The sequence below is a fragment of the Mesorhizobium sp. M7A.F.Ca.US.007.01.2.1 genome (genome assembly GCF_003998165.1).
Taxonomy (GTDB): Bacteria; Pseudomonadota; Alphaproteobacteria; order Rhizobiales; family Rhizobiaceae; genus Mesorhizobium; species Mesorhizobium ciceri.
The window spans coordinates 1-21,975 of record NZ_RZQP01000005.1; the positions used below are offsets into that span (position 1 = coordinate 1).

A 21,975-nucleotide genomic window follows, 5' to 3' on the forward strand; every position below is an offset into this window, starting at 1 on the left:
CCGCAAGCCATCCTGATTGGACGACACCAGCCCGGCCGACTGCAGCATTTCGGCGGCCAGCGCCAGCGTCACATCTTCAAGCCGACGGTCACGATACCGGCCGGTGAGGAAATCGACGGCGTTGCGCACCTCGACTGCGTTGCCGGCGGCCGACGCCAGCGGCTCGTTCATGCCGGTGATCAACGCCGAGGCCTTCAGTCCGGCGCCGTTGGCGATCTCAACCAGGCTGTTGGCGAGTGCGGTGGCGTCGCGCGATTTTTCCATGAAGGCGCCGTTGCCGACCTTGACGTCGAGCACCAGCGATTGCAGCCCGGCCGCCAGCTTCTTCGACAGGATCGAAGCGGTGATCAGTGGCACCGATTCGACCGTGCCGGAGACGTCGCGGATCGCATAGAGTCGTCGATCGGCGGGTGCGAGGTCGGCGGTCTGGCCGATGATGGCACAGCCTGTTTCGAGCACCGCCTTGCGAAACAGCGCGACATCGGGCTGGCTGATGTAGCCCGGGATGGCATCCATCTTGTCCAGCGTACCGCCGGTGTGGCCAAGGCCACGGCCTGAGATCATCGGCACATAGGCGCCGCAGGCGGCGACGATCGGCGCCAGCATCAGCGAGACATTGTCACCGACGCCGCCGGTCGAATGCTTGTCGGTGACCGGGCCTGGCAGGTCCGACCAGTCGAGCACATCGCCGGAATCGCGCATCGCCAGCGTCAGCGCCACGGCCTCGTCGCGGTTCATGCCGTTGAAGAACACCGCCATGGCGAAGGCGCCGGCCTGGCCGTCGGTAACGGCGCCTGACGTCACGCCCGCGACGAAGCCGGCGATCTCCTCCTCCGACAGCCTGAGGCCATCGCGCTTGCGGCGGATGATTTCCTGGGGAAGCATCAGATCTCCAGCAGTCCGTCGCGGAACACGCGCTGCAGGATCGTCGCCAGCCGCGCGCCGCCGACCGGCGCCATGTCCTTGGTCTCCTGGTGCGAAAGCTCGGCCCCGGTCATGCCGGCCGCCAGATTGGTAATGACCGAACAGGCGGCGACGCGCAGTCCGAGGAAGCGGGCGAGAATGACCTCCGGTACGGTCGACATGCCGACCGCATTGGCGCCCATGATGCGCGCCATGCGGATTTCGGCCGGCGTTTCGAAGCATGGGCCGGAGAACCACATATAGACGCCCTTGTGCAGGGTGGTGCCGGTCGCTTTTGCCGCCCGCTCGATGGCCTGGCGGATGCCGGCATCATAGGCTTCGGTCAGGCCGACAAAACGCCGGTCGCTTGGTTCGCCGATCAGCGGGTTGGTGCCCGAGAAATTGATGTGGTCCGATATCAGCATCACCGAGCCCGGCGGCATGTTCGGATCGACCGAGCCGGCGGCATTGGTGAGGATCAGTTTCGTGATGCCGATGCCGGCAAGCACTTCCAGCACCGGCCGCATCGCCGCGGCGTTGCCGTGCTCATAGTAATGGGCACGGCCCGACAGCAGCAGCACCGGCACGCCGGCAAACAGCCCTGCCACCACTTCGCCGGCGTGCCCGGTGACACCGCTTCTGGGAAAGCCGGGCAGGTCGGCATAGGAGATGCGGATCGGGTCCTCGATCTGGTCGACCAGACCGCCGAGGCCCGAGCCGAGCACCAGTGCCGTGGCCGGCGCCAGGCCGTCCAGCCTTTCGACGAGATGATCCAGGGCTTTTTCCGTCATCGTTGCCAGCTGTTCATTTGAGCCTGTTGCTCATTTCAAAATATCGCCGCGGAAGCCGTAAGGCAGCATTTCGCCCATGGTCACGGTTTCGGCCACACCCGCATTGTCGCAGAGATAGAGCTTTGTTTCCGGCCGGCAGAATTCGGCAAGCCGCTGGCGGCAGCCGCCGCAAGGCGAGCATTTGGCCATGCGTTCGGCAAGCACGGCGATTTCCACGATCTTGCCGCCGCCGCCCATAATGTAGTGGCCGAGCGCCGTGGTCTCGGCGCACCAGCCTTCCGGATAGGAGGCGACTTCGATGTTGGCGCCGGTAAAGACGCGACCGTCCTCGGTGCGCAAGGCAGCGCCGACCGGAAACTTAGAATAGGGCGCGTAGGCCTTGGCCATGGCGGCCTTGGCGGCCTCGAACAGATCATGCGACATTCAGCGTTCTCTCCGATGATCGTGTTCAAAACCCGGCGCAAAGCCGACCCGTCGCTCAACGTTCCTTGACGTAAGGCACGCCGCCGGCGCGTGGCGGGATTGCCTTGCCGATGAAGCCGGCGAGCAGGATGACGGTGAGGATGTAGGGCAACGCCTGCATGAACTGCGCCGGCACCTTGCCGATGATGGGCAGCGGGGATCCCTGCAGGCGGATCGACGCAGCGTCCAGGAAGCCAAACAGCAGGCAGGCGAACATGGCGTTGACCGGCTTCCACTTGGCGAAGATCAAGGCTGCCAGCGCGATATAGCCCTTGCCGGCAGTCATGTCCTTCACGAAGCCGCCATTTTGCACCATCGACAGGTAGGCGCCGGCAATGCCGGTGAGGATGCCGGTGCAGATCAGCGCCCGGTAGCGCAGCCAGGCGACCGAGATGCCGGCGGTGTCGACGGCGGCCGGGTTCTCGCCGACGGCGCGAAGGCGCAGGCCGAAGCGGGTGCGAAACAGCACCCACCAGGTGAACGGCACCATCAGGAAGGCAAGATAGACCAGGATCGAGTGGCCCGACAGGAGTTCGGCATAGACCGGTCCGATGATCGGCACGTCGCGGATGGCCTCGGCGCCGGGCAAGGTGATGGCCTCGAAGCGCTCGCCCGGTTGCAGCGCCGGCGTGCGCCCGCCCTGCTGGAACCAGGCCTGGCCGAGGATGATGGTCGAGCCGGCGGCGATGAAATTAATCGCCACGCCGGAGACGATCTGGTTGCCGCGATGAGTGATCGAGGCAAAGCCGTGGATCATGGCGAAGGCGACCGAGATCACGACCGCCATGCCGAGGCCGAGAAAGGCCGAATGGAACACGGAAGCTGCGGCCGCTCCGGCGAAGGCGCCGACAAGCATCTTGCCTTCGAGGCCGATGTCGAAGATGCCGGCGCGTTCCGAATAGAGCCCGGCGAGGCAAGCAAGCAACAGCGGCACCGAGAGGCGGATGGTGGAGTCCAGTGTCTGGATGATCGCGTTGAACACATCCATCTCAGGCACCTTTCCCCTTGACCGCTTCCATGCCGACCGATCGCGGACTGAACGAGGCAAACAGCGCCTGGATGTAGGGCCGGAACATGTGCTCGAGGGCACCCGCAAACAGGATCACCAGGCCTTGAATGATGACGATCATGTCGCGGCTGATTGCCGGCATCTCGAAGGCGAGTTCGGCGCCGCCCTGGTAGAGCATGCCGAACAGGACCGCTGCCAATACGATGCCGACAGGGTGCAGGCGGCCCATCAGCGCCACGGCGATGCCGACGAAGCCGGCGCCGGAAACGAAGTCGATGGCGACATTGTGCTGATCGCCCATCACCGGATTGAGCGCCATCATGCCGGCCAGTGCGCCCGAGATCATCATGGCGGTGATGATGATGCGGGTTTCGGAAATGCCGGCATAGCGTGCCGCCTTCGGGCTGTGACCGTAGGTGCGCATCTCGTAGCCGAGCTTGGTGCGCCAGATCAGCAGCCAGACCAGGAAGGCCATGACCAGCGCCAGCAGGAAGGTGACGTTGAGCGGCGCCGAACGGATCTTGGCGCCGAACAGCTCGATGATCCAGTTGAGTTTGGGCAGTTCCGCGCCGGCGAGGAAGTTGCGCGTCTGCGGCGCTTGCGAGGCGGCTGGCTTCAACGGGCCGACCAGCAGGTAAACCATGATCGAGGCGGCGATGAAGTTGAACATGATGGTGGTGATGACGATGTGCGAGCCACGCTTGGCCTGCAGATACGCCGGGATAAGCGCCCACAATGCGCCCACCGCCGCCGCCGCAATGATCGCCAGCGGGAAGGTCAGCCACCATGGCAGTGTACTGTCGAAGCTCAGGCAGACGATGGCGATGCCAAGGCCGGCGATGTAGGCCTGCCCCTCGGTGCCGATGTTGAACAGGCCGCAATGCGCCGCCACCGCCACCGAAAGCCCGGTGAAGATGAAGGTGGTGGCATAAAACAGGGTGAAGGCAATGCCTGTGCCTTTGCCGAAGGCGCCTTCGACCAGGATGACGGCGGCGCGCAACGGATTCTCACCGACCAGAAGCACGACGAAGCCGGCGACGACGAAGGCGACGAACAGATTGATCAGCGGGATCAGGCCATAGTCGGCCCAGGCCGGCAGTTTGGCGTAAGGCGTGCTCATTGCGCGGCCTCCTGGTGCTCGATGCCGGCCATCAGCAGGCCGAGCTCGCCCTCGGTCGCTTCCGGACCGCGCTCGCCGACGATGCGGCCGGCAAACATCACCAGGATACGGTCGGACAGCGAACGGATCTCGTCCAGCTCGACCGACACCACCAGCACCGCCTTGCCCTGGTCGCGCATGGCGATCAGGCGCTTGTGGATGAACTCGATGGCGCCGACATCGACGCCGCGTGTCGGCTGGCCGACGATCAGCACGCCCGGGTCCTGTTCCATCTCCCGTGCCAGCACGATCTTCTGCTGGTTGCCGCCGGAGAAATTGGCGGTCTTCAGCCGGCAGTCGGCCGGGCGGATGTCGTATTTGGCGATCTTGTCCCTGGCATCGTTGCGGATGGCATCGATGTTGAGGAACGGCCCCTTCAAATAGCGGGGATCATCGTGATAGCCGAGGATCGAATTCTCGTTCTCCTCGAAGGCCAGCACCAGCCCGACGTGATGGCGGTCCTCCGGCACATGCGCCAGGCCACGGTCGCGCAACTCTCCGGGGTCGGCGGCACCGGTCAGGTCGATCGGCTTGCCATCCAGCATGACCGAGCCGGAAACGGCACGCCTGATGCCGGAAATCGCCTCGAGCAGTTCGGATTGTCCGTTGCCGGCGACACCGGCGATGCCGACGATCTCGCCGGCCCTGATATCGAAGGAGATGTCGTCGACCATGGTGACGCCGCGCGTATCCCTGACCGTCAGGTTCTTGACTGCGAGCTTGACGGCGCCGGCCTCTGCCTCGCCCTTCTCGACCCGCAAGAGCACGCGCCGGCCGACCATCAGCTCGGCCAGTTCCTCGACAGTCGTTTTCCTGGTCTCGCGCGTCGCCACCATCGTGCCCTGGCGCATGACCGACACCGTGTCGGTGATGGCCATGATCTCGCGCAGTTTGTGGGTGATCAGCACCACCGTCTTGCCCTGGTCCTTCAACTGCCGAAGGATGCGGAACAGATGGTCGGCCTCGGCCGGCGTCAAAACGCCCGTCGGTTCGTCGAGGATCAGGATCTCGGCGCCGCGATAGAGCGCCTTCAGGATCTCGACACGCTGCTGCAGGCCGACCGGCAGTTCCTCGATGATTGCATCGGGATCGACTTCCAGCCCGTATTCACGCTCCAGCCGCTCCAGTTCGGAGCGCGCCTTGGCGATGCTCTTCTTCAAGAGCGCATCGCTTTCGGCGCCGAGGATGACGTTCTCCAGCACTGTGAAATTGTCGACCAGCATGAAGTGCTGATGCACCATGCCGATGCCGAGCGCGATGGCGTCATTGGGGGTCTTGATCGAAGCCGGCTGGCCGCCAACGCGGATCTCGCCGCTGTCGGCCTGGTAGAAGCCGTAGAGGATCGACATCAGCGTCGACTTGCCAGCGCCGTTCTCGCCGACAATGCCGTGGATCGTGCCGCGACCGATCTCAAGATTGATGTCCCGGTTGGCGCGCACCGCACCAAAACTCTTGTTGATGCCGATCAACTCGATTGCGGCTTGCGCCATGCAGCCTGTCCCACTCTTATTTTTTTATCGCTTGGTCAAAACGCCTAGCATGACGCTCCGCCCGTGCCAATTGGCGGAGCAGGTTCACTCTCGACAAATCCCGGTGCGCTTGTCAATTTGCAACGTGGCCGGGGCCTTCACATTCGCTAGTATGGCGGAGCCGAAATTCGCATTGCGGCGCAAGACATCGCGGCGCAAGACATCGCGGTGAAGACTGGGGAATTCACATGACCATACCCGCCGACCGGCTGACGACGCTGGAAATCCGCGCCGCCGAGCAGGAGAAGACCATCGAGGAACTGTCCGGCCAGATCGCCGAGCAGTGGAAAGTGATCGAGCGCATGCAGCGCAAGCTCGACGCGCTGACGGATCGCTTCCTGGCGCTGGAGGAGCAGACGGGAGATGAAGTGCCTGTAACCAAGCCGCCGCACTGGTGAGGAAAAAGGGAAGGGCGCATGCCATGGCCAGTGAAAGCGATCGCATTGCACGGGCCAGCGACTATGTGCGTGGCCTGATGAACGATGCGGAGCGCGAACGGGCCGAACGTGATCTGGAGATCGACCCGGCCTTCCGCGACGAGGTCGTGCGACTTGCCGAGCGCATGCACGTCTTCGACCGTGCCGAACCGGGGGATGGCGAAGAGCGCTGGAAGCAGATCACGCAGCGCATTGGCGACCTGCCGCAGATGCGTAGTTCTGGCCTGAGCGACGCCAGGCCGCCAACCGTGATCCGAAGCCTGTCGCAGCGGCCATACGGCGTCGGCGTGCACGCGCTGGGCGGCCGGCGTGGATTTGTGGTTGCCGCCGGACTGATGGTGGCGTTCGCGCTCGGTTGTCTCGCCGCGAAGCTGCTATAGGCGAGGCCGGCGAGACATCAGAGCCATCGTCTCGCCGTCCGAACGGCATATCTCAACGGTGTTCCAGCCGAGGGCCGCGTAGAAACCACGCGCATCCCATGTGTAGAGATAGAGCATCTCGACGCCCCGTGACGCCGCATGGGCTTCCGTTGCCTTGACCAGCGCGGTGGCGATGCCTCGGCGTCGATACCTTGCATCGACAACCAACCCGGCCAGCCATGGCGTCAGATCATGCGCGGGCTCCAGTTCGTGGCGGACCAGCAGGCATGTCCCGACCGGGGTGTCGCCGATCCGGGCCACGAATGCCGCCTCGAAACCGTCACCGGCGATCAAGTCGCGAAGCCCTGCCGCATCTTCCCCGAGAGTCCTTCCGGTTCCCTCGAAAAAGGCAGACAGGCGCAGTTGCGCGACCGCTGCTACGTCGTGCTCGCCCATGGGTCCGATCGTCGGCTGCATCTGTATCTCGAAACGGTGTCCGGCACGGAGCGAAGGTTTCGCTCGATCCGGTAAAGGCAAAACCGCCGGGCTGGCGCCCGGCGGTTTGCAGATCATGGCTGTATGTTCGTGCCGCTCAATAGGGGCAGGCGTTGTCAGTCGTATAGTCGTGTACTTCGACCTTGCCGGCAATGATGTCGGCCTTGGCCTTTTCGACGGCCGCCTTCATCTCGTCCGTCACCAGCGCCTTGTTGTTTTCGTCCATGGCGTAGTCGACGCCGCCTTCCTTGAGGCCGAGATTCTCGACGCCGCCCTTGAAGGTGCCGTTCTTGCCGTCCATGAAGGCGGTGTAGACGGCGACGTCGACGCGCTTCAGCATCGAGGTCAGCACCTTGCCGGGCTGCAGGCCGTTCTGGTTGGAATCGACGCCGATGCCGAGCTTGCCGGCATCTGCCGCCGCCTGCAGCACGCCGACGCCGGTGCCGCCTGCCGCGGCATAGACCACGTCGGAGCCCTGGTCGATCTGCGTCTTGGCGATCTCGCCGCCCTTGGCCGGATCGTTCCAGGCAGCCGGCGTGTCACCCGTCATGTTCTGGATGACATCGGTCGCGCCGGCCGATTTGGCACCGCCGACATAGCCGCATTCGAACTTGCGGATCAGCGGGATGTCCATGCCGCCAACGAAGGAGACCTTCTTCGACTTCGAGGCCATCGCCGCCATGATGCCGACGAGATAGGAGCCTTCGTTTTCCTTGAATACCAGCGAGCGGACATTGGGCATGTCGACGGCGTCGTCGATGATGGCGAAGTTGAGATCGGGATATTCGGCCGCGACCTTCTTCAGTGCATCCTCCCAGGCGAAGCCGGCCATGACGATCGGGTTGTGGCCGTCCTCGGCGAAGCGGCGCAGCGCCTGCTCACGCTGCGAGGCATTGGAGACCTCGAATTCGACGTAGGCCGTGCCGGTTTCCGTCTTGAATTTCTCGGCGCCGTGATAGGCAGCCTCGTTGAAGGATTTATCGAATTTGCCGCCGAGATCATAGAGGATGGCCGGCTGGACATCCGCGGCGAAAGCCGGAAGAACCATTGCGGTTGCGGCCAGGAGGCCGAGAACGATACGTTTCATGTGATCCACACCCTGTCGGTTATTTTTTCCGTTACGCACCGCATGCCGGCCCGGTTCTCCGGCAGGCATGCGACGTCAGCCAGGAGTGTATTCCCTCCCGCTCGGCGGCAATCTGGCATGGCCCGAAACAAAATTCACGCGGAATTTTGACCTTTTGGAAAAGCTTGGTGCGGGCAAGCCGCACCGCAGCTTGTATCAGGCGGAGGCGGCGGCAGGGATGGCGCAAGCGACACCGGTGCCTTTGAGGTTGCACGTGCCGTAAGGGTTCTTCGCCAGATATTGCTGGTGATCGGCTTCGGCGAAGTAGAATTCGGCCGCCGGGGCGATCTCGGTGGTGATCCTGCCGTGGCCGGCACCGCGCAGCGAGGTCTCATACGCATCGCGCGAGGCGCTCGCCGCCAACAGTTGCGCCTCGTCGCTCGTGTAGATCGCGGAGCGATAGGCGGTGCCGACATCATTGCCCTGGCGCATGCCCTGCGTGGGATCGTGGCTTTCCCAGAACAGCTTCAGAAGCCCAGCATAGGAGACGATCCCGGGGTCATGGACCACCAGCACCGCTTCGGCATGACCGGTTAGCCCGGTGCAGGTCTCCTGATAGGTCGGATTGGGCGTCAAGCCGCCGGCATAGCCGGCCGCGGTGACCCAGACGCCTTCGATCTGCCAGAACAGCCGCTCCGCAGTCCAGAAGCAGCCGAGCCCGAACATGGCCGTCTCCAGCCCCTCGGGATAAGGACCCTTGAGCGGTCTTTTCAAGACCTTGTGCCTGGATGCGGTCGGGATCGCCCTGGCGCGGCCCGGCAGGGCCTCGGAGGGCTTCGGCAGATTGAGCTTCTTGTTCAGCATGTCGCTGAGAAAGAACATGCGCGGGTTTCCCTCTCTTCGCGGAAAGCGGATCAGTTTGCGACGAACTGTCCGGCGCGACGTTGCCGCCTGTAGCCTATCGCATAGAGCAGGAAAGCCAGCACCGCGAACACGGCGAAGCCCGGCTGGTTCAGCACCCAGGCGATGGCGCCATCCCACAGCAGCGGGCTGGTCTTGGTTCGGATGAAGGTCTCGAAGGCGGCCCGCGTGTCGGGCGAGACCGCCAGCCAACTGCTGTTGAGCGGGGTCAGCACCAGCACGGAGGCCGCCACTGTGCGTGTCGCGTCGAGCACCGCCATGATGACGGAAATCGACAGCGCGATCATTGCGGCAAGACGAAAGACGAAGCGAAACATCAGAACCCTCCTCCGGGCTGGTCCTCTCCCGAGGGGCTTTTCAGAGATAGAATGCGCATGGCTGGATCGCAATCGCCATACGCGAATTTGCAGACTCCAAACTCAGGTCAACGGAGGGCCGGACGACAGTCGGTCGGGTCGCTTTTCATTGACATGTGAGGGCAGCTATGCTAATAATTTCGGTATGGCGTTGACTTGCGCCGATGACCCGCCGCACAGGCGGGTTTTTGCGTTTGGTGGTCGCAAGCCGACTTGCCGGCGAAGTCTCCAAAGACCGTGTGAACCCGGATTTGTTGCCCGCGCGAATTATGCGGCCGGCTTCCTTTTGTGCCGGTGGATACGCCAGACAGCAAAAACGCCGCCGCCGATGGCGCCGATCACCAGACCGGCCAGGCCGGTGAACACGGCGAAATAGCCGCAGGCGCCCTCGAAACAGCTCATCTCGGTGGCATCGGCGATCAGCGAGCCGATGGCGAATCCGCCCACGGCGCCGATGACCGCGCCCAGGACGATGCCGAGCAGCGCGGTGATGACCGAGACGAAGGCCGATGGGCTCGCGGTTTTCGGATTGACATAAACGGCATCGGCTTCGGATCCATGGCGCAGCAGATAGATGCAGAGCGCGCCGATGGCGATTTCGGCGCCGGTGATGACAAGCGCCTGGCCCGAGAAGACGAATCCCGGCACCGTAGGGGCATAGGCATGGATGACCAGCAGCCCGACGATTATGGCAATCTGCCAGATCGTGAACTGGCGCGGGAAGCGGGCCGAGCGGCCGAAGGCGAGGCCGAGCAGGTAAAGCCCCCATAGGATGGTGACGATGTCGACGACGAGCCCGCCATAGATAAGGTAAAGCACGCTGTCTGGCAGGCCGGTGGCGCCGACCGCGGGCCAGACGGAGATCAGGCCGTAGACTGACCACGCCATGACGAAGACAAGCCAGCCCACCGGCACGAAGGACAGCCCGCTGTCCGGCCGCCTGACTGGCGTCTGTCCATTGCTCGATGTCATGTCCGCACAATGCCCCCGCAAAGCCTCGGCACCCGACAGGCAACTCCGGGGGAAGTCAAGGGCGGCCGTCCCTGCGGTCCTGCCTGTGCACACCATTGCAGCGGCGGCGCCCGCAAAAACGGGCATGCCGGCGGCCTCGTGAAAGACTGTGTGGCCGGCAAAGCGAATAGACTGCCGTTATGGCTTGGCATTCGCCGTCGGATCGACTAGATGAGCCCCGCGCCTGTTGCTTCGACGGCTCAGGTGCAGGGGAAGGCGTTTGCTGGTTGGCGACGCCGATGGCGAAAGTTTCGTCTTGCCCCAAGGGAGGTGCATCTCCCCAACCCGCGCGGCAAAACCGGCCGACGCGACATGCATGGACGGAGAGGTGGCCGAGTGGTTGAAGGCGCACGCCTGGAAAGTGTGTTTACGGGAGACCGTAACGCGGGTTCGAATCCCGCTCTCTCCGCCATCCTGCTTCGCTCTACGAGCTTCGCAGGACAAGCCCGAGTCTCTGCGCGAAGCAGGGCGGTAAACATCCCGCCGCGCTCTGCCCTTGAAACCTGCCAATCACAGGAGATGGCATGCCGAACGATGTAATCGTGCGCGACAGCAATGGCGCTCAATTGAATGACGGCGATTCCGTCACGCTGATCAAGGACCTCAAAGTCAAAGGCACTTCGGAAACGATCAAGCGCGGCACGTTGGTGAAGGCTATCCGCCTGAACGGCAATCCCGGCGAGATCGAATGCAACACCAAGCAAGTGAAAGGCCTGGTGCTCAAGACCGAGTTCGTGAAGAAGGCGTGAGCCTCAGGGCGGCAAGCGATCTCGATGGCTCCTTCGGGATTTTGGAAGCCTGCCGTCGCCAAGTGGACTGCGGAGCCGTTGAGCGTCCGGCACGCGATCGTTGCGCTGCGAAATTGATAATTTCGCCGACCAGGCACAATCAAAAAACTGCCAAGACCCAAGTCTGGAACCTCCGGCCTCGTTGCGCGTTTCACGGCGTCCCGTTCGCGGACCCGCCGGATATCTCTCCAAGCGCGCAAAAAAACCAGGAGCCCGCTTCATGCACGACAAGCTGTTTCATTCCCCGGTCGCACTCTCGGTCGGCCTTGGCTTCAAACGCGAGATTGCGTCGCTGGCCGAAATGCACGACTTCCTCACCAATTGGACGACCTCCCGCCGCGGCCCGCTCTACCGCAACGCGGTGGAAGCATGTGAACTCGCCATCCCAGGCTACGTGACCATCGAGCAGGCGCGGCACGCGCTCGTCCAGTTTGCGCAAGCTTCTTGTATCCTGTGGCCGGACCTCGAGCCGGTGGCGGGCGTGCACGCCGTTGCGCGTGGCTATGGCGGCTACGCCGCCTGAAGATCGATACCCTCCGTGGCGGCTAAAGCCACACCACCATAGAAGGCCCGGCTGGCCCCAGCCGGGCTTTCCCGTTTCCGGCAGTTCGCAAGGAAATCGCAATCCTGTGGCTGGCCGCGTGTCTTGCGCGACAATCCCTGCGTGTCGGGAAGAGCCCGCGCTAAAATCTTTATGAAATTCCTATTTCTTTCCACTGCGCCCCGTCTCGAACCTTTATGGCGATCGGGTCCATATTCCCCTCAGAAAACACAGCCGGTTCCGTCGTCAAAGATGCGACGGGACACTTTCGAGATATTGCGAACTCTCCTGTCAAATTCGTAAAGTACAAAAGAACAAAAGGAATAACACAATGGATATATCCGTTATCGTGATCGGAATTTTGTTCTTCACCCTTTGTTTCGCCTACATCAAAGCTTGCGACGCGCTCTAGAGCGAGGCTGAAAAAATGATCGTCGACTATATTCTTGGTGGCGGCGTTACGCTGTTCCTGCTCGCCTACCTGACATACGCCCTCGTTCGTCCAGAACGCTTCTGAAGGCACGGAAAGCCACAGCCATGACACTGAACGGTTGGATACAGATCCTGGTCTATTGCGGGATCGTCATATTGCTGGTGAAGCCGCTCGGCGGCTACATGCACCGCGTCTTCAACGGCGACCGGACGCTGCTCTCGCCCGTCTTCGGCCCGCTCGAGCGCGGGCTGTACCGTGTTTGCGGAACCAGCGAACGCGAGGAACAGCACTGGACCACCTATGCGGTCGCCCTGCTGCTCTTCAACCTTGCCGGCTTCCTGGTGCTCTACGCCCTGCAGCGCCTGCAGGGCAGCCTGCCCTATAACCCGGCCGGCATGACAGCGGTTGAACCAGGGCTCGCCTTCAACACCGCCGCCAGCTTCATGACCAACACCAACTGGCAGAACTATGGTGGCGAGAGCACGATGTCCTATCTCGTGCAGATGGCCGGGCTGACGGTGCAGAACTTCGTTTCGGCGGCCACGGGCATTGCCATCGCCATCGCGCTGATCCGCGGCTTTGCCCGGGCTTCGGGCAAGTCGATCGGCAATTTCTGGGTCGATATGACCCGCTCCACACTCTATCTGCTGCTGCCGTTCTGCGTCGTGCTGACGCTGGCCTATGTCTGGCTCGGCATGCCGCAGACGCTGGGCGCCTATGTCAACGCCACGACGCTCGAAGGCGCGCAGCAGACCATCGCCGTCGGCCCGGTCGCTTCGCAGGTGGCCATCAAGATGCTCGGCACCAATGGCGGCGGCTTCTTCAACGCCAATGCCGCGCACCCGTTCGAGAACCCCGACGCGATCTCCAACCTGATCCAGATGGTGTCGATCTTCGCCATCGGCGCCGCCTTGACCAATGTCTTCGGCCGCATGATCGGCAACCAGCGCCAGGGCTGGGCGATCCTCTCGGCCATGGGCGTCATGTTCATCGCCGGTGTCGCCATCTGCTACTGGGCGGAAGCCGCCGGCAACCCGCTGGTGCATGCGCTGGGCATCGACGGCGGCAACATGGAGGGCAAGGAGACACGTTTCGGCATCGCCTTGTCGGCGCTGTTTGCCGTCATCACCACGGCCGCTTCCTGCGGCGCCGTCAACGCCATGCACGGCTCGTTCACGGCGCTCGGCGGCATGATCCCGATCATCAACATGCAGCTTGGCGAAGTCATCGTCGGCGGTGTCGGCGCGGGCCTCTACGGCATCCTGATGTACATCGTCGTCGCCGTCTTCGTCGCCGGCCTGATGGTCGGTCGCACGCCCGAATATCTCGGCAAGAAGATCGAGGCCAAGGAGGTCAAGATGGCGATGCTGGCCATACTGTGCCTGCCGCTGGCGATGCTGATCTTCACGGCCATCGCCGTCGTGCTGCCGACCGGCGTGGCGTCGATGGGCAATGCCGGCCCGCATGGCTTCTCCGAGGTCCTCTATGCCTACACGTCGGCGGCGGCCAACAACGGTTCGGCCTTTGGCGGCCTCAGCGGCAACACGCCCTGGTACAACATCACCATCGGCATCGGCATGCTGATGGGCCGCTTCCTGGTCATCATCCCGGCGCTGGCCATTGCCGGCTCGCTGGTGGCGAAGAAAACGGTTCCGGCCTCCGCCGGCACCTTCCCGACCGATGGCCCGCTGTTCGTCGGGCTGCTGGTCGGTGTCATCCTGATCGTCGGTGGCCTCACCTTCTTTCCCGCGCTCGCCGTCGGGCCGATCATCGAGCACCTGGCGATGGCTCACGGGCAGACCTTCTGAGGCCGCCATGTCGTGGTTCAATGCCATGCGCCGCAAGGTCGCCCACAGGGACGATCACGGAAAGGAGGAGGGACCTCCTCCTTTCCCGACCCTGTCGACGTTTCTCGGCCTTGCGGCAGTCATGCTCGTCCTCTGGCTGCTGGCCTACGGGCCGCCCCATCTCTTTTCGGCATCCGATCATCCGGTGCCGTCCAACAACACCGAAGCCGGAGCTTCAAAATGAGCAACTCGAAATCAGCCAGCATCATGGATGCCAGCATCCTGGTTCCCGCCATCGGCGGCGCCTTCCGCAAACTCGACCCGCGCACGCTGGCCAGGAACCCGGTGATGTTCGTCGTTGCCGTCGTCTCGGCGCTCACCACGGTGCTGTTCGTCAAGGACCTGGTCTCCGGCGGCGGCAATCTCGGCTTCACGCTGCAGATCATCATCTGGCTTTGGTTCACCGTGCTGTTCGCCAACTTCGCCGAAGCGGTCGCAGAAGGCCGCGGCAAGGCGCAGGCGGATTCGCTGCGCAAGGCACGCACCGAGACCAAGGCCAAGCTTTTGACCGGTGAAGACCGCACCAAATACAAACTTGTGCCCGGCACCAGCCTCAAGGTCGGCGATGCCGTGCTGGTCGAGGCCGGCGACATCATCCCGTCCGACGGCGAAGTGATCGAAGGCGTCGCTTCGGTCAACGAGGCCGCGATCACGGGCGAATCCGCGCCGGTGATCCGCGAATCCGGCGGCGATCGTTCGGCGGTCACCGGCGGCACGCAGGTGCTGTCCGACTGGGTTCGCGTGCGCATCACGGCGGCTTCCGGCCACACCTTCCTCGACCGCATGATCTCGCTGGTCGAAGGTGCGGAGCGCCAGAAGACGCCGAACGAGATCGCGCTCAACATCCTGCTCGTCGGCATGACGCTGATCTTCGTGCTGGCGACCGCGACGATCCCGAGTTTTGCTTCCTATTCGGGCGGCTATATTTCGGTGACCGTTCTGGTGGCGCTGTTCGTCACCTTGATCCCGACCACGATCGGGGCGCTGCTTTCGGCCATCGGCATCGCGGGCATGGACCGTCTGGTGCGATTCAACGTGCTGGCCATGTCGGGTCGCGCCGTGGAAGCCGCAGGCGACGTCGACACGCTGCTGCTCGACAAGACCGGCACGATCACGCTCGGCAACCGCCAGGCGACGCAGTTCCGCCCGGTCAAGGGCGTCACCGAACAGGAACTGGCCGACGCGGCCCAGCTTGCCTCGCTCGCCGACGAAACGCCGGAAGGCCGTTCCATCGTCGTGCTGGCCAAGGAGAAATACGCCATCCGCGCCCGCGACATGGCAACGCTGCACGCCACCTTCGTGCCCTTCACAGCACAGACCCGTATGAGCGGCGTCGACATCGATGGTTCGTCGGTGCGCAAGGGCGCCGTGGATTCCGTGCTTGCCCATGTCAACCAATCGACGGTCGCAGCCCATGCCACGCGGCCCGGCAGCGATACCGTCAGGGATCTCCAGGCCATCGCCGACGAGATCGCCAAGTCCGGCGGCACGCCGCTGGCGGTCGAACGCGACGGCCGCCTGCTCGGCGTCATCCACCTCAAGGACATCGTCAAGGGCGGCATCAGGGAGCGCTTCACCGAACTGCGCCGCATGGGCATCCGCACGGTGATGATCACCGGCGACAACCCGATGACGGCGGCGGCGATCGCCGCGGAAGCCGGCGTCGACGACTTCCTCGCCCAGGCCACACCGGAGGACAAGCTGAAGCTGATCCGCGACGAACAGGCCAAGGGCAAGCTGGTTGCCATGTGCGGCGACGGCACCAACGATGCGCCGGCCCTCGCGCAAGCCGATGTCGGTGTCGCCATGAACACCGGCACGGTTGCCGCCCGCGAGGCCGGCAACATGATCGATCTCGACAGCGATCCGACCAAGCTCATCGAGATCGTCGAGATCGGCAAGGCGCTCTTGATGACGCGGGGCTCGCTGACGACCTTCTCGATCGCCAACGACGTCGCCAAATATTTCGCCATCATCCCGGCGATGTTCGCCGTCTTCTACGTCGCACCGGGACAGACGACCGGTCCGCTGCAGGCACTCAACGTCATGCATCTGGCGACGCCGCAGAGTGCCATCCTGTCGGCCATCATCTTCAACGCGCTGATCATCATCGCGCTGATCCCGCTGTCGCTGAAGGGCGTCAAATATCGGGCCATCGGCGCCGGCGCGCTGCTCAGCCGCAATCTTCTCGTCTACGGCCTCGGCGGCCTCATCGTGCCTTTCGTCGGCATCAAGGCGATCGACATGATCGTCACCACGCTTGGCCTCGCTTAACTCTTTGTTTTAACGCAATTCCCTAGGGAAAACCGCTTCACACTTTTCCTGGAATTGCTTTGAGGAACATCTCCATGCTCACCCAGATAAGACCCGCGATCATCATGATCGTCTTCTTCACGGTCCTGACCGGCCTGATCTATCCCCTGGGCATGACCGGCATCGCCCAGGCGCTGTTTCCGCGGCAGGCCAATGGCAGCCTGGTCGAGAGGGACGGCAAGATCATCGGCTCCGAATTGATCGGCCAGGGGTTTGCCAGCGACAAGTATTTCCACGGCCGCCCCTCGGCTGCCGGCGACGGCTACAATGCAGCCGCCTCAAGCGGCAGCAATCTCGGTCCGACCAATCCCAAGCTGATCGATCGTATCAAGGGCGAGGCCGAGAAGTTGAAAGCGGAAAAGCCGAACCAGCCTGTGCCGATGGACCTGGTGACGACGTCCGGCAGTGGCCTCGATCCCGACATCAGCCCGGAAGCCGCCTACTTCCAGGTCGCTCGGGTGGCCAAGGCCAGGGGCATCGAGGAAGCCAGGGTCAAGGCGCTTGTCGATGCCCAAGTCGAGGGCAGGGAACTCGGCTTCATGGGCGAGCCTGTGGTCAATGTGCTTGGCCTCAACCTTGCGCTGGACGTAGCGAAAGAGTGAATGGCGGCGGCCGGGGATCGACAGTACCCCCGGCGCCATCCATGATCGATCCCGATGCCTGACGACAGAAGCAGCGACACCAGACCCTCGCCCGACGCACTGCTTGACCATGCCGAGCGGGAGGGTCGCGGCCGCCTAAGAATTTTCCTCGGCGCGGCACCCGGCGTCGGCAAAACCTATGAGATGCTGATGTCGGGCCGCGCCAGGCTGGCCGACGGCGTGGATGTGGTGATCGGCGTCGTCGAGACGCATGGCCGCAAGGAGACGCTGGCCCTGGTCGAGGGCTATGAGGTCATTCCCCGCCGCAAGGTCGACTACAAAGGGCGCATCCTCGACGAGATGGATATCGATGCCATCCTCGCCCGGCGCCCGGCGCTGGTTCTTGTCGACGAACTCGCCCACACCAATGCGCCCGGCAGCCGCCATCCCAAGCGCTATCTCGATGTCCAGGAGATCCTGACGCACGGCATCGACGTCTATACGACGCTCAACATCCAGCATGTCGAAAGCCTGAACGACGTCGTCGCCCAGATCACCAAGGTCAGGGTTCGCGAGACGGTTCCCGATTCCATCATCGACCAGGCCGACGATGTCGAGATCATCGATCTCACCCCCGACGACCTGATCAAGCGGCTCGAGGAAGGCAAGGTCTATTTCCCCAATACCGCGCAGCGCGCAATCGAGAACTATTTCTCGCCGGGCAACCTGACGGCGCTCAGGGAACTGGCGCTGCGCCGCACCGCGCAGCGTGTCGACGACCAGTTGCTCATCCATATGCAGGCGCACGCCATTCCCGGACCGTGGGCGGCAGGCGAAAGGGTCCTCGTCTGCCTCGACGCGCGACCTGGAGGAGCGGCCCGCGTGCGCTATGCGCGCAGGCTGGCCGACCGGCTGCGTGCGCCGTGGACGGCGCTGCACGTCGACAGCACGCGCTCGGCCAGCATGCCCGAGGATGACAAGGACCGGCTGGCGACGAACCTGCGCCTTGCCCAGCAGCTTGGCGCCGAGGTGACGACCATTCCGGGTCAGAATGTGGCGCAGGACATCGTGCGTTATGCGACGGCGAACAATTTTACCCATATCGTCGTCGGCAGGCCGACCCGGTCGCGCTGGCGCGAATTGATCGAAGGCTCGCTCACCTATGACCTCATCCGCAATGCCGGCGATATCAGCGTCCATGTCATTTCGGGAAGCGAACGAGGCACCGAGGCGGCGTCGCGGAGCGTCAAGGCGGCCGACGAGCAGTGGCAGTTCGAAATCCGGCCCTATCTCAAGGCGACGGCCTTTGTCATTGGCTCGCTCGCCTTCGCCGTCCTTCTCGATCAGTTTCTCGACGTTCGCAATCTGGCGATCATTCTGCTCATCGGGGTGCTGGCATCGGCGGTGACCGGCGGCCTGTGGCCGGCTCTGTATGCTTGTTTCGTCAGCGCCCTTGCTTTCAATTATTTCTTCCTGGAGCCGCGCTATACGCTGACGATCAGGGATCCGGAGAGCATCGTCGCGCTTGGCGTCTTTCTCGTCGTTGCGGTCATTGCCAGCAATCTGACGGCGCGCGTGCAGCGCCAGGCGGTCGCCGCCCGCTCGCGGGCGCGGGCGACCGAGGATATCTATCTTTTTTCGAAGAAGCTCGCCGGCGCCGGGACGCTGGACGACGTTCTCTGGGCCACGGCTTTCCAGATCGCTTCGATGCTGAAGCTGCGCGTGGTGCTGCTTTTGCCGGAAGACGGGACGATCACCGTCAAGGCCGGCTATCCGCCTGACGACACGCTGGCCGAAGCCGACATCGCCGCCGCCCGCTGGGCCTGGGAGCACAATCGTGCCGCGGGTCGCGGCGCCGACACGCTTCCGGGCGCCAAGCGCCTCTATCTGCCCTTGCGGACCGGGCGCACGGCCATCGGCGTCGTCGGCCTCGACAACGACAAGCAGGGACCGTTGCTGACGCCCGAGCAGCAGCGGCTTCTCGACGCATTGGCCGACCAGGCGGCAGTCGCCATCGAGCGTATCCAACTGGTCGCCGACGTCGACCGGGCCAAGCTCGCCGCCGAGGCGGACAGGCTGCGCTCGGCGCTGCTCACCTCCATTTCCCATGATCTGAAGACGCCGCTCGCCGCCATCATGGGCGCCGCCGGCACGCTGCGGGATTTTTCAGCAGCACTTCCCGAACCGGACCGGGTCGAACTGCTGTCGACGGTGCTCGACGAAGCCGAGCGGTTGAACCGCTTCATCGCCAATCTGCTCGACATGACCAAGATCGAGTCCGGCGCGATGGAGCCGAACTACGCCTTTCACTATGTCGGCGACATCGTCGGCTCCGCCCTGCAAAGGGCCAGGAAAATCATCGGCCAGCACAAGATCGAGACGGACATTCCCAGGGATTTGCCGATGTTGAAGGTCGACCCGGTGCTGTTCGAGCAAGCGTTGTTCAATCTTCTCGACAATGCGGCGAAATATGCCCCGGCAGGCTCGACGATCCGCGTGCAGGGCTGGACCGACAATGGCTCCGTCCTGCTGCAGATCATGGATGAAGGGCCGGGCATTCCTCCCGGCGATCTGGAACGGATTTTCGACACCTTCTACCGGGTGCGCAAGCGCGATCAGATCCGCGCCGGCACCGGGCTCGGCCTGTCGATCTGCCGCGGCTTCATCGAGGCGATGGGTGGCACGATCACAGCGGCAAACCGGACCGACGGTTCGGGCGCGGTCTTCACCATCAAAATGCCCAAGCCGGCAAATCCGCCCAACTTCGACGCTTCGAATACCGACGATGTGGGTGACCTGGCATGACAAACTCGAACGTCAGGATACTGGTCGTCGATGACGAGCCGCCGATCCGCAAGCTGCTGCGCGTCGGCCTCGGCAGCCAGGGCTACGCGATCAGCGAGGCGCCGAATGCCAGGGCGGCCATCGAGCTGATGGAGGCGGAGAAGCCGGACCTCGTCCTGCTCGACCTTGGCCTGCCCGGCATTAGCGGCCATGAGTTGCTGCGCAAATGGCGCGACGACGGCCTCGACATTCCGGTGGTCATCCTGTCCAGCCGGACCGACGAGGCCGGTATCGTCCAGGCCCTGGAGCTCGGCGCCGACGACTATGTCACCAAACCCTTCGGCATGAACGAACTGGTCGCACGCATCCGCGTGGCGCTCCGCCACAAGTTCCAGCAGCAGGGAGAGAAGCCGATTTTCCAGACCGGCGATCTCAGCGTCGATCTGGTCAAGCGCATCGTCAAGGTCGAGGGCAAGGAGGTAAAGCTGTCGCCGAAGGAATACGACATCCTGCGCATGCTGGTGCAGCACGCCGGCAAGGTGCTGACCCACCATTTCCTGTTGAAGCAGGTCTGGGGCGACTCGTCCGACGTGCAGTATCTCAGGGTCTATGTGCGCCAGCTCAGGCAGAAGATCGAGAAGAGCCCCGACCAGCCACGCTACATCACCACCGAGACCGGCGTCGGCTACCGCCTGCGCGAGGTCGAATGAGCGGGTTGGGCGCTTCTAGCCAGTAGCTTCCAGCTGCTGGCCAAGCGGCTTGGAAACCCGCAAGGCCGCGAGACAGCCGACAATGCCGAGCGGGACGAAGGCAAGAAACAGCCAGGACGCGACATTCGCCGCCGCGTCGTGGTTCAAACCTTGCGAAAAGCCGCTGGCATTGGCGACGATGCCGGCAAGGGCTGCACCCACGGCGTAGCCGATGCGCTGCATGGTCGGCACCGCCGCCGAGGCGATGGTCTGCTCGCTCTTCGGGGCGGAGGCGACGATGACGCGTGTCAGGAACGGCCAGGCGATGCCGAAGCCGCCGCCTTGCAACAGGGCACAGATCAGGATGAGCGGGATGGAGCCCAGGGGTATCGTGTAGGCAAAGCCGGCGATGCCGGCCGCGATCATCACCGCGCCGCCGATGATGATCAGCCGCTCGCGCCGCGGCGGCGCGTTGGCGACCAGGATCGACAGGATCGACCAGGCGATCGATTCGGCGGCGATGATGTAGCCGGTGGTCAGCAGCGGAATGTCGTGAAGGCTGGTCAGCAGCAGCGGCCCGTAGACGCCGAAGGAACAGGTGGCCACCGAAAAAGCGGCAACCATGGTCATGCCGGCGCCGACCGGCGTGCGCCATGAGAACAGCCGCGCCGGGAACAGCCGCGAAAGCGGCTTCAGCGCGTCGATGGTGAAGAACAGCAGCAGGCCGATGAGGCCGAAGGCCATCAGCAGCGAAGAGCGCAGCAAGGCGATGTCGACGCCGGCCGAGGCGATCAGCACCACGGCAACGGCAAGGCAGGCAAGGGCCGCGAACGGGAAGGGCGGCGCCCCGCCTGCGCTCGCCTTCGGCCTCGTCGCCTCCGGCGTGTCGAGCACGATGAAACTTGCCAGCGCCATGGCTGCGCCGCCGAGGGTGAAGATGCCGAAGGCCCAGCGCCATGACAAAAGCTCGGTCATGATCGCGCCGAGCAATGGTCCGCTGAAGGCGGCGACGCCCCAGATCGCCGACATGATGCCGAAAAGCTGCGGCCAGATGGCGCGCGAGAACAGTCGTTCGACCGAGACGAAGGCCAGCGACACCAGCGCACCGCCGCCAAGTCCTTCGATCAGGCGGCCGGCGAGGAACAGTTGCATGGAAGGCGAGGTGGCGCAGATCAGGGCGCCTGCTGCGTAGAGCAGGGCTGCGACCACCATGTTGGTGCGCAAGGGGACATAACTCACCAGCCGTCCGGCGGCCGCGCCGGCAACGATGGCACCGAGTTCGTAGATCGCCAGCGACCAGCCGACGAGCTGCACGCCCGCCAGTTCGCCGACCATGGCCGGCATCACCGTTGCCACCATCGTCTCGTTGGTGGCGTGCAACAGGATGCCGAGGCTGATGAAGCAGAAGCGCGCCAGGTCGCCGCTTGCCCATAATCCGCGCCAGTCGACCTTGTTTGTGCTGATCTCGGTCATTTCCACCCCTGTCTTGCATATCTCGACG

The 21,975-nt window shown here is 63.7% G+C and carries 23 protein-coding genes and 1 tRNA gene; 12 read left to right on the plus strand and 12 right to left on the minus strand.

Annotated features, from left to right (window positions below; translation table 11 throughout):
• From EN949_RS01570 to EN949_RS01595, 6 genes are all read right to left on the minus strand, one after another.
• Positions 1–885, minus strand: an 885-nt coding sequence (locus EN949_RS01570; RefSeq protein WP_127371619.1) for a thymidine phosphorylase, incomplete at its 3' end; no start/stop codon positions are given.
• A complete protein-coding gene (locus EN949_RS01575; protein WP_127367268.1) occupies positions 885–1,694 on the minus strand; it encodes a purine-nucleoside phosphorylase in 810 nt (269 codons plus the stop codon). The genes EN949_RS01575 and EN949_RS01570, both read right to left, overlap by 1 nt.
• A 30-nt stretch (positions 1,695–1,724) precedes the next feature.
• Positions 1,725–2,117 carry a cytidine deaminase gene (cdd, locus tag EN949_RS01580; protein ID WP_109658878.1) on the minus strand — a complete coding sequence of 131 codons (393 nt, stop codon included), beginning with the start codon at positions 2,115–2,117 and terminating at the stop codon, positions 1,725–1,727.
• Positions 2,118–2,172: 55 nt separating this feature from the next.
• Positions 2,173–3,144 (minus strand): ABC transporter permease, encoded by a 972-nt coding sequence (locus EN949_RS01585; protein ID WP_024502794.1) that lies wholly within the window; start codon positions 3,142–3,144, stop codon positions 2,173–2,175.
• Position 3,145: 1 nt separating this feature from the next.
• Positions 3,146–4,285: an ABC transporter permease gene (locus EN949_RS01590; RefSeq protein WP_024502793.1), complete on the minus strand. Its 1,140-nt coding sequence runs from the start codon at positions 4,283–4,285 to the stop codon at positions 3,146–3,148.
• Positions 4,282–5,814, minus strand: coding sequence for an ABC transporter ATP-binding protein (locus EN949_RS01595; RefSeq protein ID WP_024502792.1), 1,533 nt, complete (start codon positions 5,812–5,814; stop codon positions 4,282–4,284). Before EN949_RS01595 ends, EN949_RS01590 begins: the two co-directional genes overlap by 4 nt.
• Before the next feature lie 227 nt (positions 5,815–6,041).
• Between EN949_RS01595 and EN949_RS01600 the strand changes: the two genes are divergently transcribed.
• Together EN949_RS01600 and EN949_RS01605 are read left to right on the plus strand one after the other, a co-directional pair.
• On the plus strand, positions 6,042–6,251 hold the full coding sequence (locus EN949_RS01600) for a SlyX family protein (protein WP_013529634.1): 210 nt from the start codon (positions 6,042–6,044) through the stop codon (positions 6,249–6,251).
• Positions 6,252–6,274: 23 nt separating this feature from the next.
• Positions 6,275–6,670 carry a hypothetical protein gene (locus EN949_RS01605; RefSeq protein ID WP_063168987.1) on the plus strand — a complete coding sequence of 132 codons (396 nt, stop codon included), beginning with the start codon at positions 6,275–6,277 and terminating at the stop codon, positions 6,668–6,670.
• Here EN949_RS01605 and EN949_RS01610 read toward each other — a convergent pair.
• The 5 genes from EN949_RS01610 to EN949_RS01630 form a co-directional block, all read right to left on the minus strand.
• Positions 6,665–7,126 (minus strand): GNAT family N-acetyltransferase, encoded by a 462-nt coding sequence (locus EN949_RS01610; protein ID WP_063168986.1) that lies wholly within the window; start codon positions 7,124–7,126, stop codon positions 6,665–6,667. The genes EN949_RS01605 and EN949_RS01610 overlap by 6 nt on opposite strands.
• Positions 7,127–7,241: 115 nt before the next feature.
• Positions 7,242–8,231 carry a BMP family ABC transporter substrate-binding protein gene (locus tag EN949_RS01615; RefSeq protein WP_013529637.1) on the minus strand — a complete coding sequence of 330 codons (990 nt, stop codon included), beginning with the start codon at positions 8,229–8,231 and terminating at the stop codon, positions 7,242–7,244.
• Between the two features lie 195 nt (positions 8,232–8,426).
• A complete protein-coding gene (gene msrA / locus EN949_RS01620) occupies positions 8,427–9,092 on the minus strand; it encodes a peptide-methionine (S)-S-oxide reductase MsrA (protein ID WP_127365909.1) in 666 nt (221 codons plus the stop codon).
• 32 nt (positions 9,093–9,124) lie between these two features.
• The gene (locus tag EN949_RS01625; RefSeq protein ID WP_024502789.1) at positions 9,125–9,448 is read right to left on the minus strand and encodes a hypothetical protein; all 324 of its coding nucleotides are present in this window, start codon (positions 9,446–9,448) and stop codon (positions 9,125–9,127) included.
• 306 nt (positions 9,449–9,754) lie between these two features.
• Complete coding sequence (locus tag EN949_RS01630; RefSeq protein ID WP_245459032.1) at positions 9,755–10,459, minus strand: hypothetical protein; 705 nt, start codon at positions 10,457–10,459, stop codon at positions 9,755–9,757.
• A 361-nt stretch (positions 10,460–10,820) separates the two neighbouring features.
• Here EN949_RS01630 and EN949_RS01635 point away from each other — a divergent pair.
• The 10 genes from EN949_RS01635 to EN949_RS01680 all read left to right on the plus strand — a co-directional run bounded on the left by EN949_RS01635 (position 10,821) and on the right by EN949_RS01680 (position 20,495).
• A tRNA-Ser gene (locus EN949_RS01635) sits at positions 10,821–10,910 on the plus strand.
• 112 nt (positions 10,911–11,022) lie between these two features.
• Positions 11,023–11,247, plus strand: coding sequence for an alkylphosphonate utilization protein (locus EN949_RS01640; protein WP_013529641.1), 225 nt, complete (start codon positions 11,023–11,025; stop codon positions 11,245–11,247).
• A 259-nt stretch (positions 11,248–11,506) separates the two neighbouring features.
• Positions 11,507–11,809, plus strand: a complete 303-nt coding sequence (locus EN949_RS01645; protein ID WP_013529642.1) for a DUF982 domain-containing protein — start codon at positions 11,507–11,509, stop codon at positions 11,807–11,809.
• 445 nt (positions 11,810–12,254) lie between these two features.
• Positions 12,255–12,344, plus strand: a complete 90-nt coding sequence (locus EN949_RS01650) for a K(+)-transporting ATPase subunit F (RefSeq protein ID WP_032808122.1) — start codon at positions 12,255–12,257, stop codon at positions 12,342–12,344.
• 20 nt (positions 12,345–12,364) lie between these two features.
• On the plus strand, positions 12,365–14,068 hold the full coding sequence (gene kdpA, locus EN949_RS01655; protein WP_024502786.1) for a potassium-transporting ATPase subunit KdpA: 1,704 nt from the start codon (positions 12,365–12,367) through the stop codon (positions 14,066–14,068).
• 25 nt (positions 14,069–14,093) lie between these two features.
• Positions 14,094–14,291, plus strand: a complete 198-nt coding sequence (locus EN949_RS01660) for a hypothetical protein (protein ID WP_224621338.1) — start codon at positions 14,094–14,096, stop codon at positions 14,289–14,291.
• Positions 14,288–16,381, plus strand: coding sequence for a potassium-transporting ATPase subunit KdpB (gene kdpB / locus EN949_RS01665; RefSeq protein ID WP_127365907.1), 2,094 nt, complete (start codon positions 14,288–14,290; stop codon positions 16,379–16,381). Before EN949_RS01660 ends, kdpB begins: the two co-directional genes overlap by 4 nt.
• A 74-nt stretch (positions 16,382–16,455) precedes the next feature.
• Positions 16,456–17,022 carry a potassium-transporting ATPase subunit KdpC gene (gene kdpC, locus EN949_RS01670; RefSeq protein WP_127365906.1) on the plus strand — a complete coding sequence of 189 codons (567 nt, stop codon included), beginning with the start codon at positions 16,456–16,458 and terminating at the stop codon, positions 17,020–17,022.
• A 54-nt stretch (positions 17,023–17,076) separates the two neighbouring features.
• Positions 17,077–19,806 (plus strand): sensor histidine kinase KdpD, encoded by a 2,730-nt coding sequence (locus EN949_RS01675; RefSeq protein WP_127370899.1) that lies wholly within the window; start codon positions 17,077–17,079, stop codon positions 19,804–19,806.
• Entirely contained in the window at positions 19,803–20,495 is a 693-nt protein-coding gene (locus tag EN949_RS01680; RefSeq protein ID WP_063168979.1) for a response regulator transcription factor, read from the plus strand. Before EN949_RS01675 ends, EN949_RS01680 begins: the two co-directional genes overlap by 4 nt.
• Before the next feature lie 15 nt (positions 20,496–20,510).
• Here the strand turns inward: EN949_RS01680 and EN949_RS01685 are convergent, their stop codons facing one another.
• Positions 20,511–21,947, minus strand: coding sequence for an MFS transporter (locus tag EN949_RS01685; protein ID WP_063168978.1), 1,437 nt, complete (start codon positions 21,945–21,947; stop codon positions 20,511–20,513).
• Between the last annotated feature and the right edge of the window lie 28 nt (positions 21,948–21,975).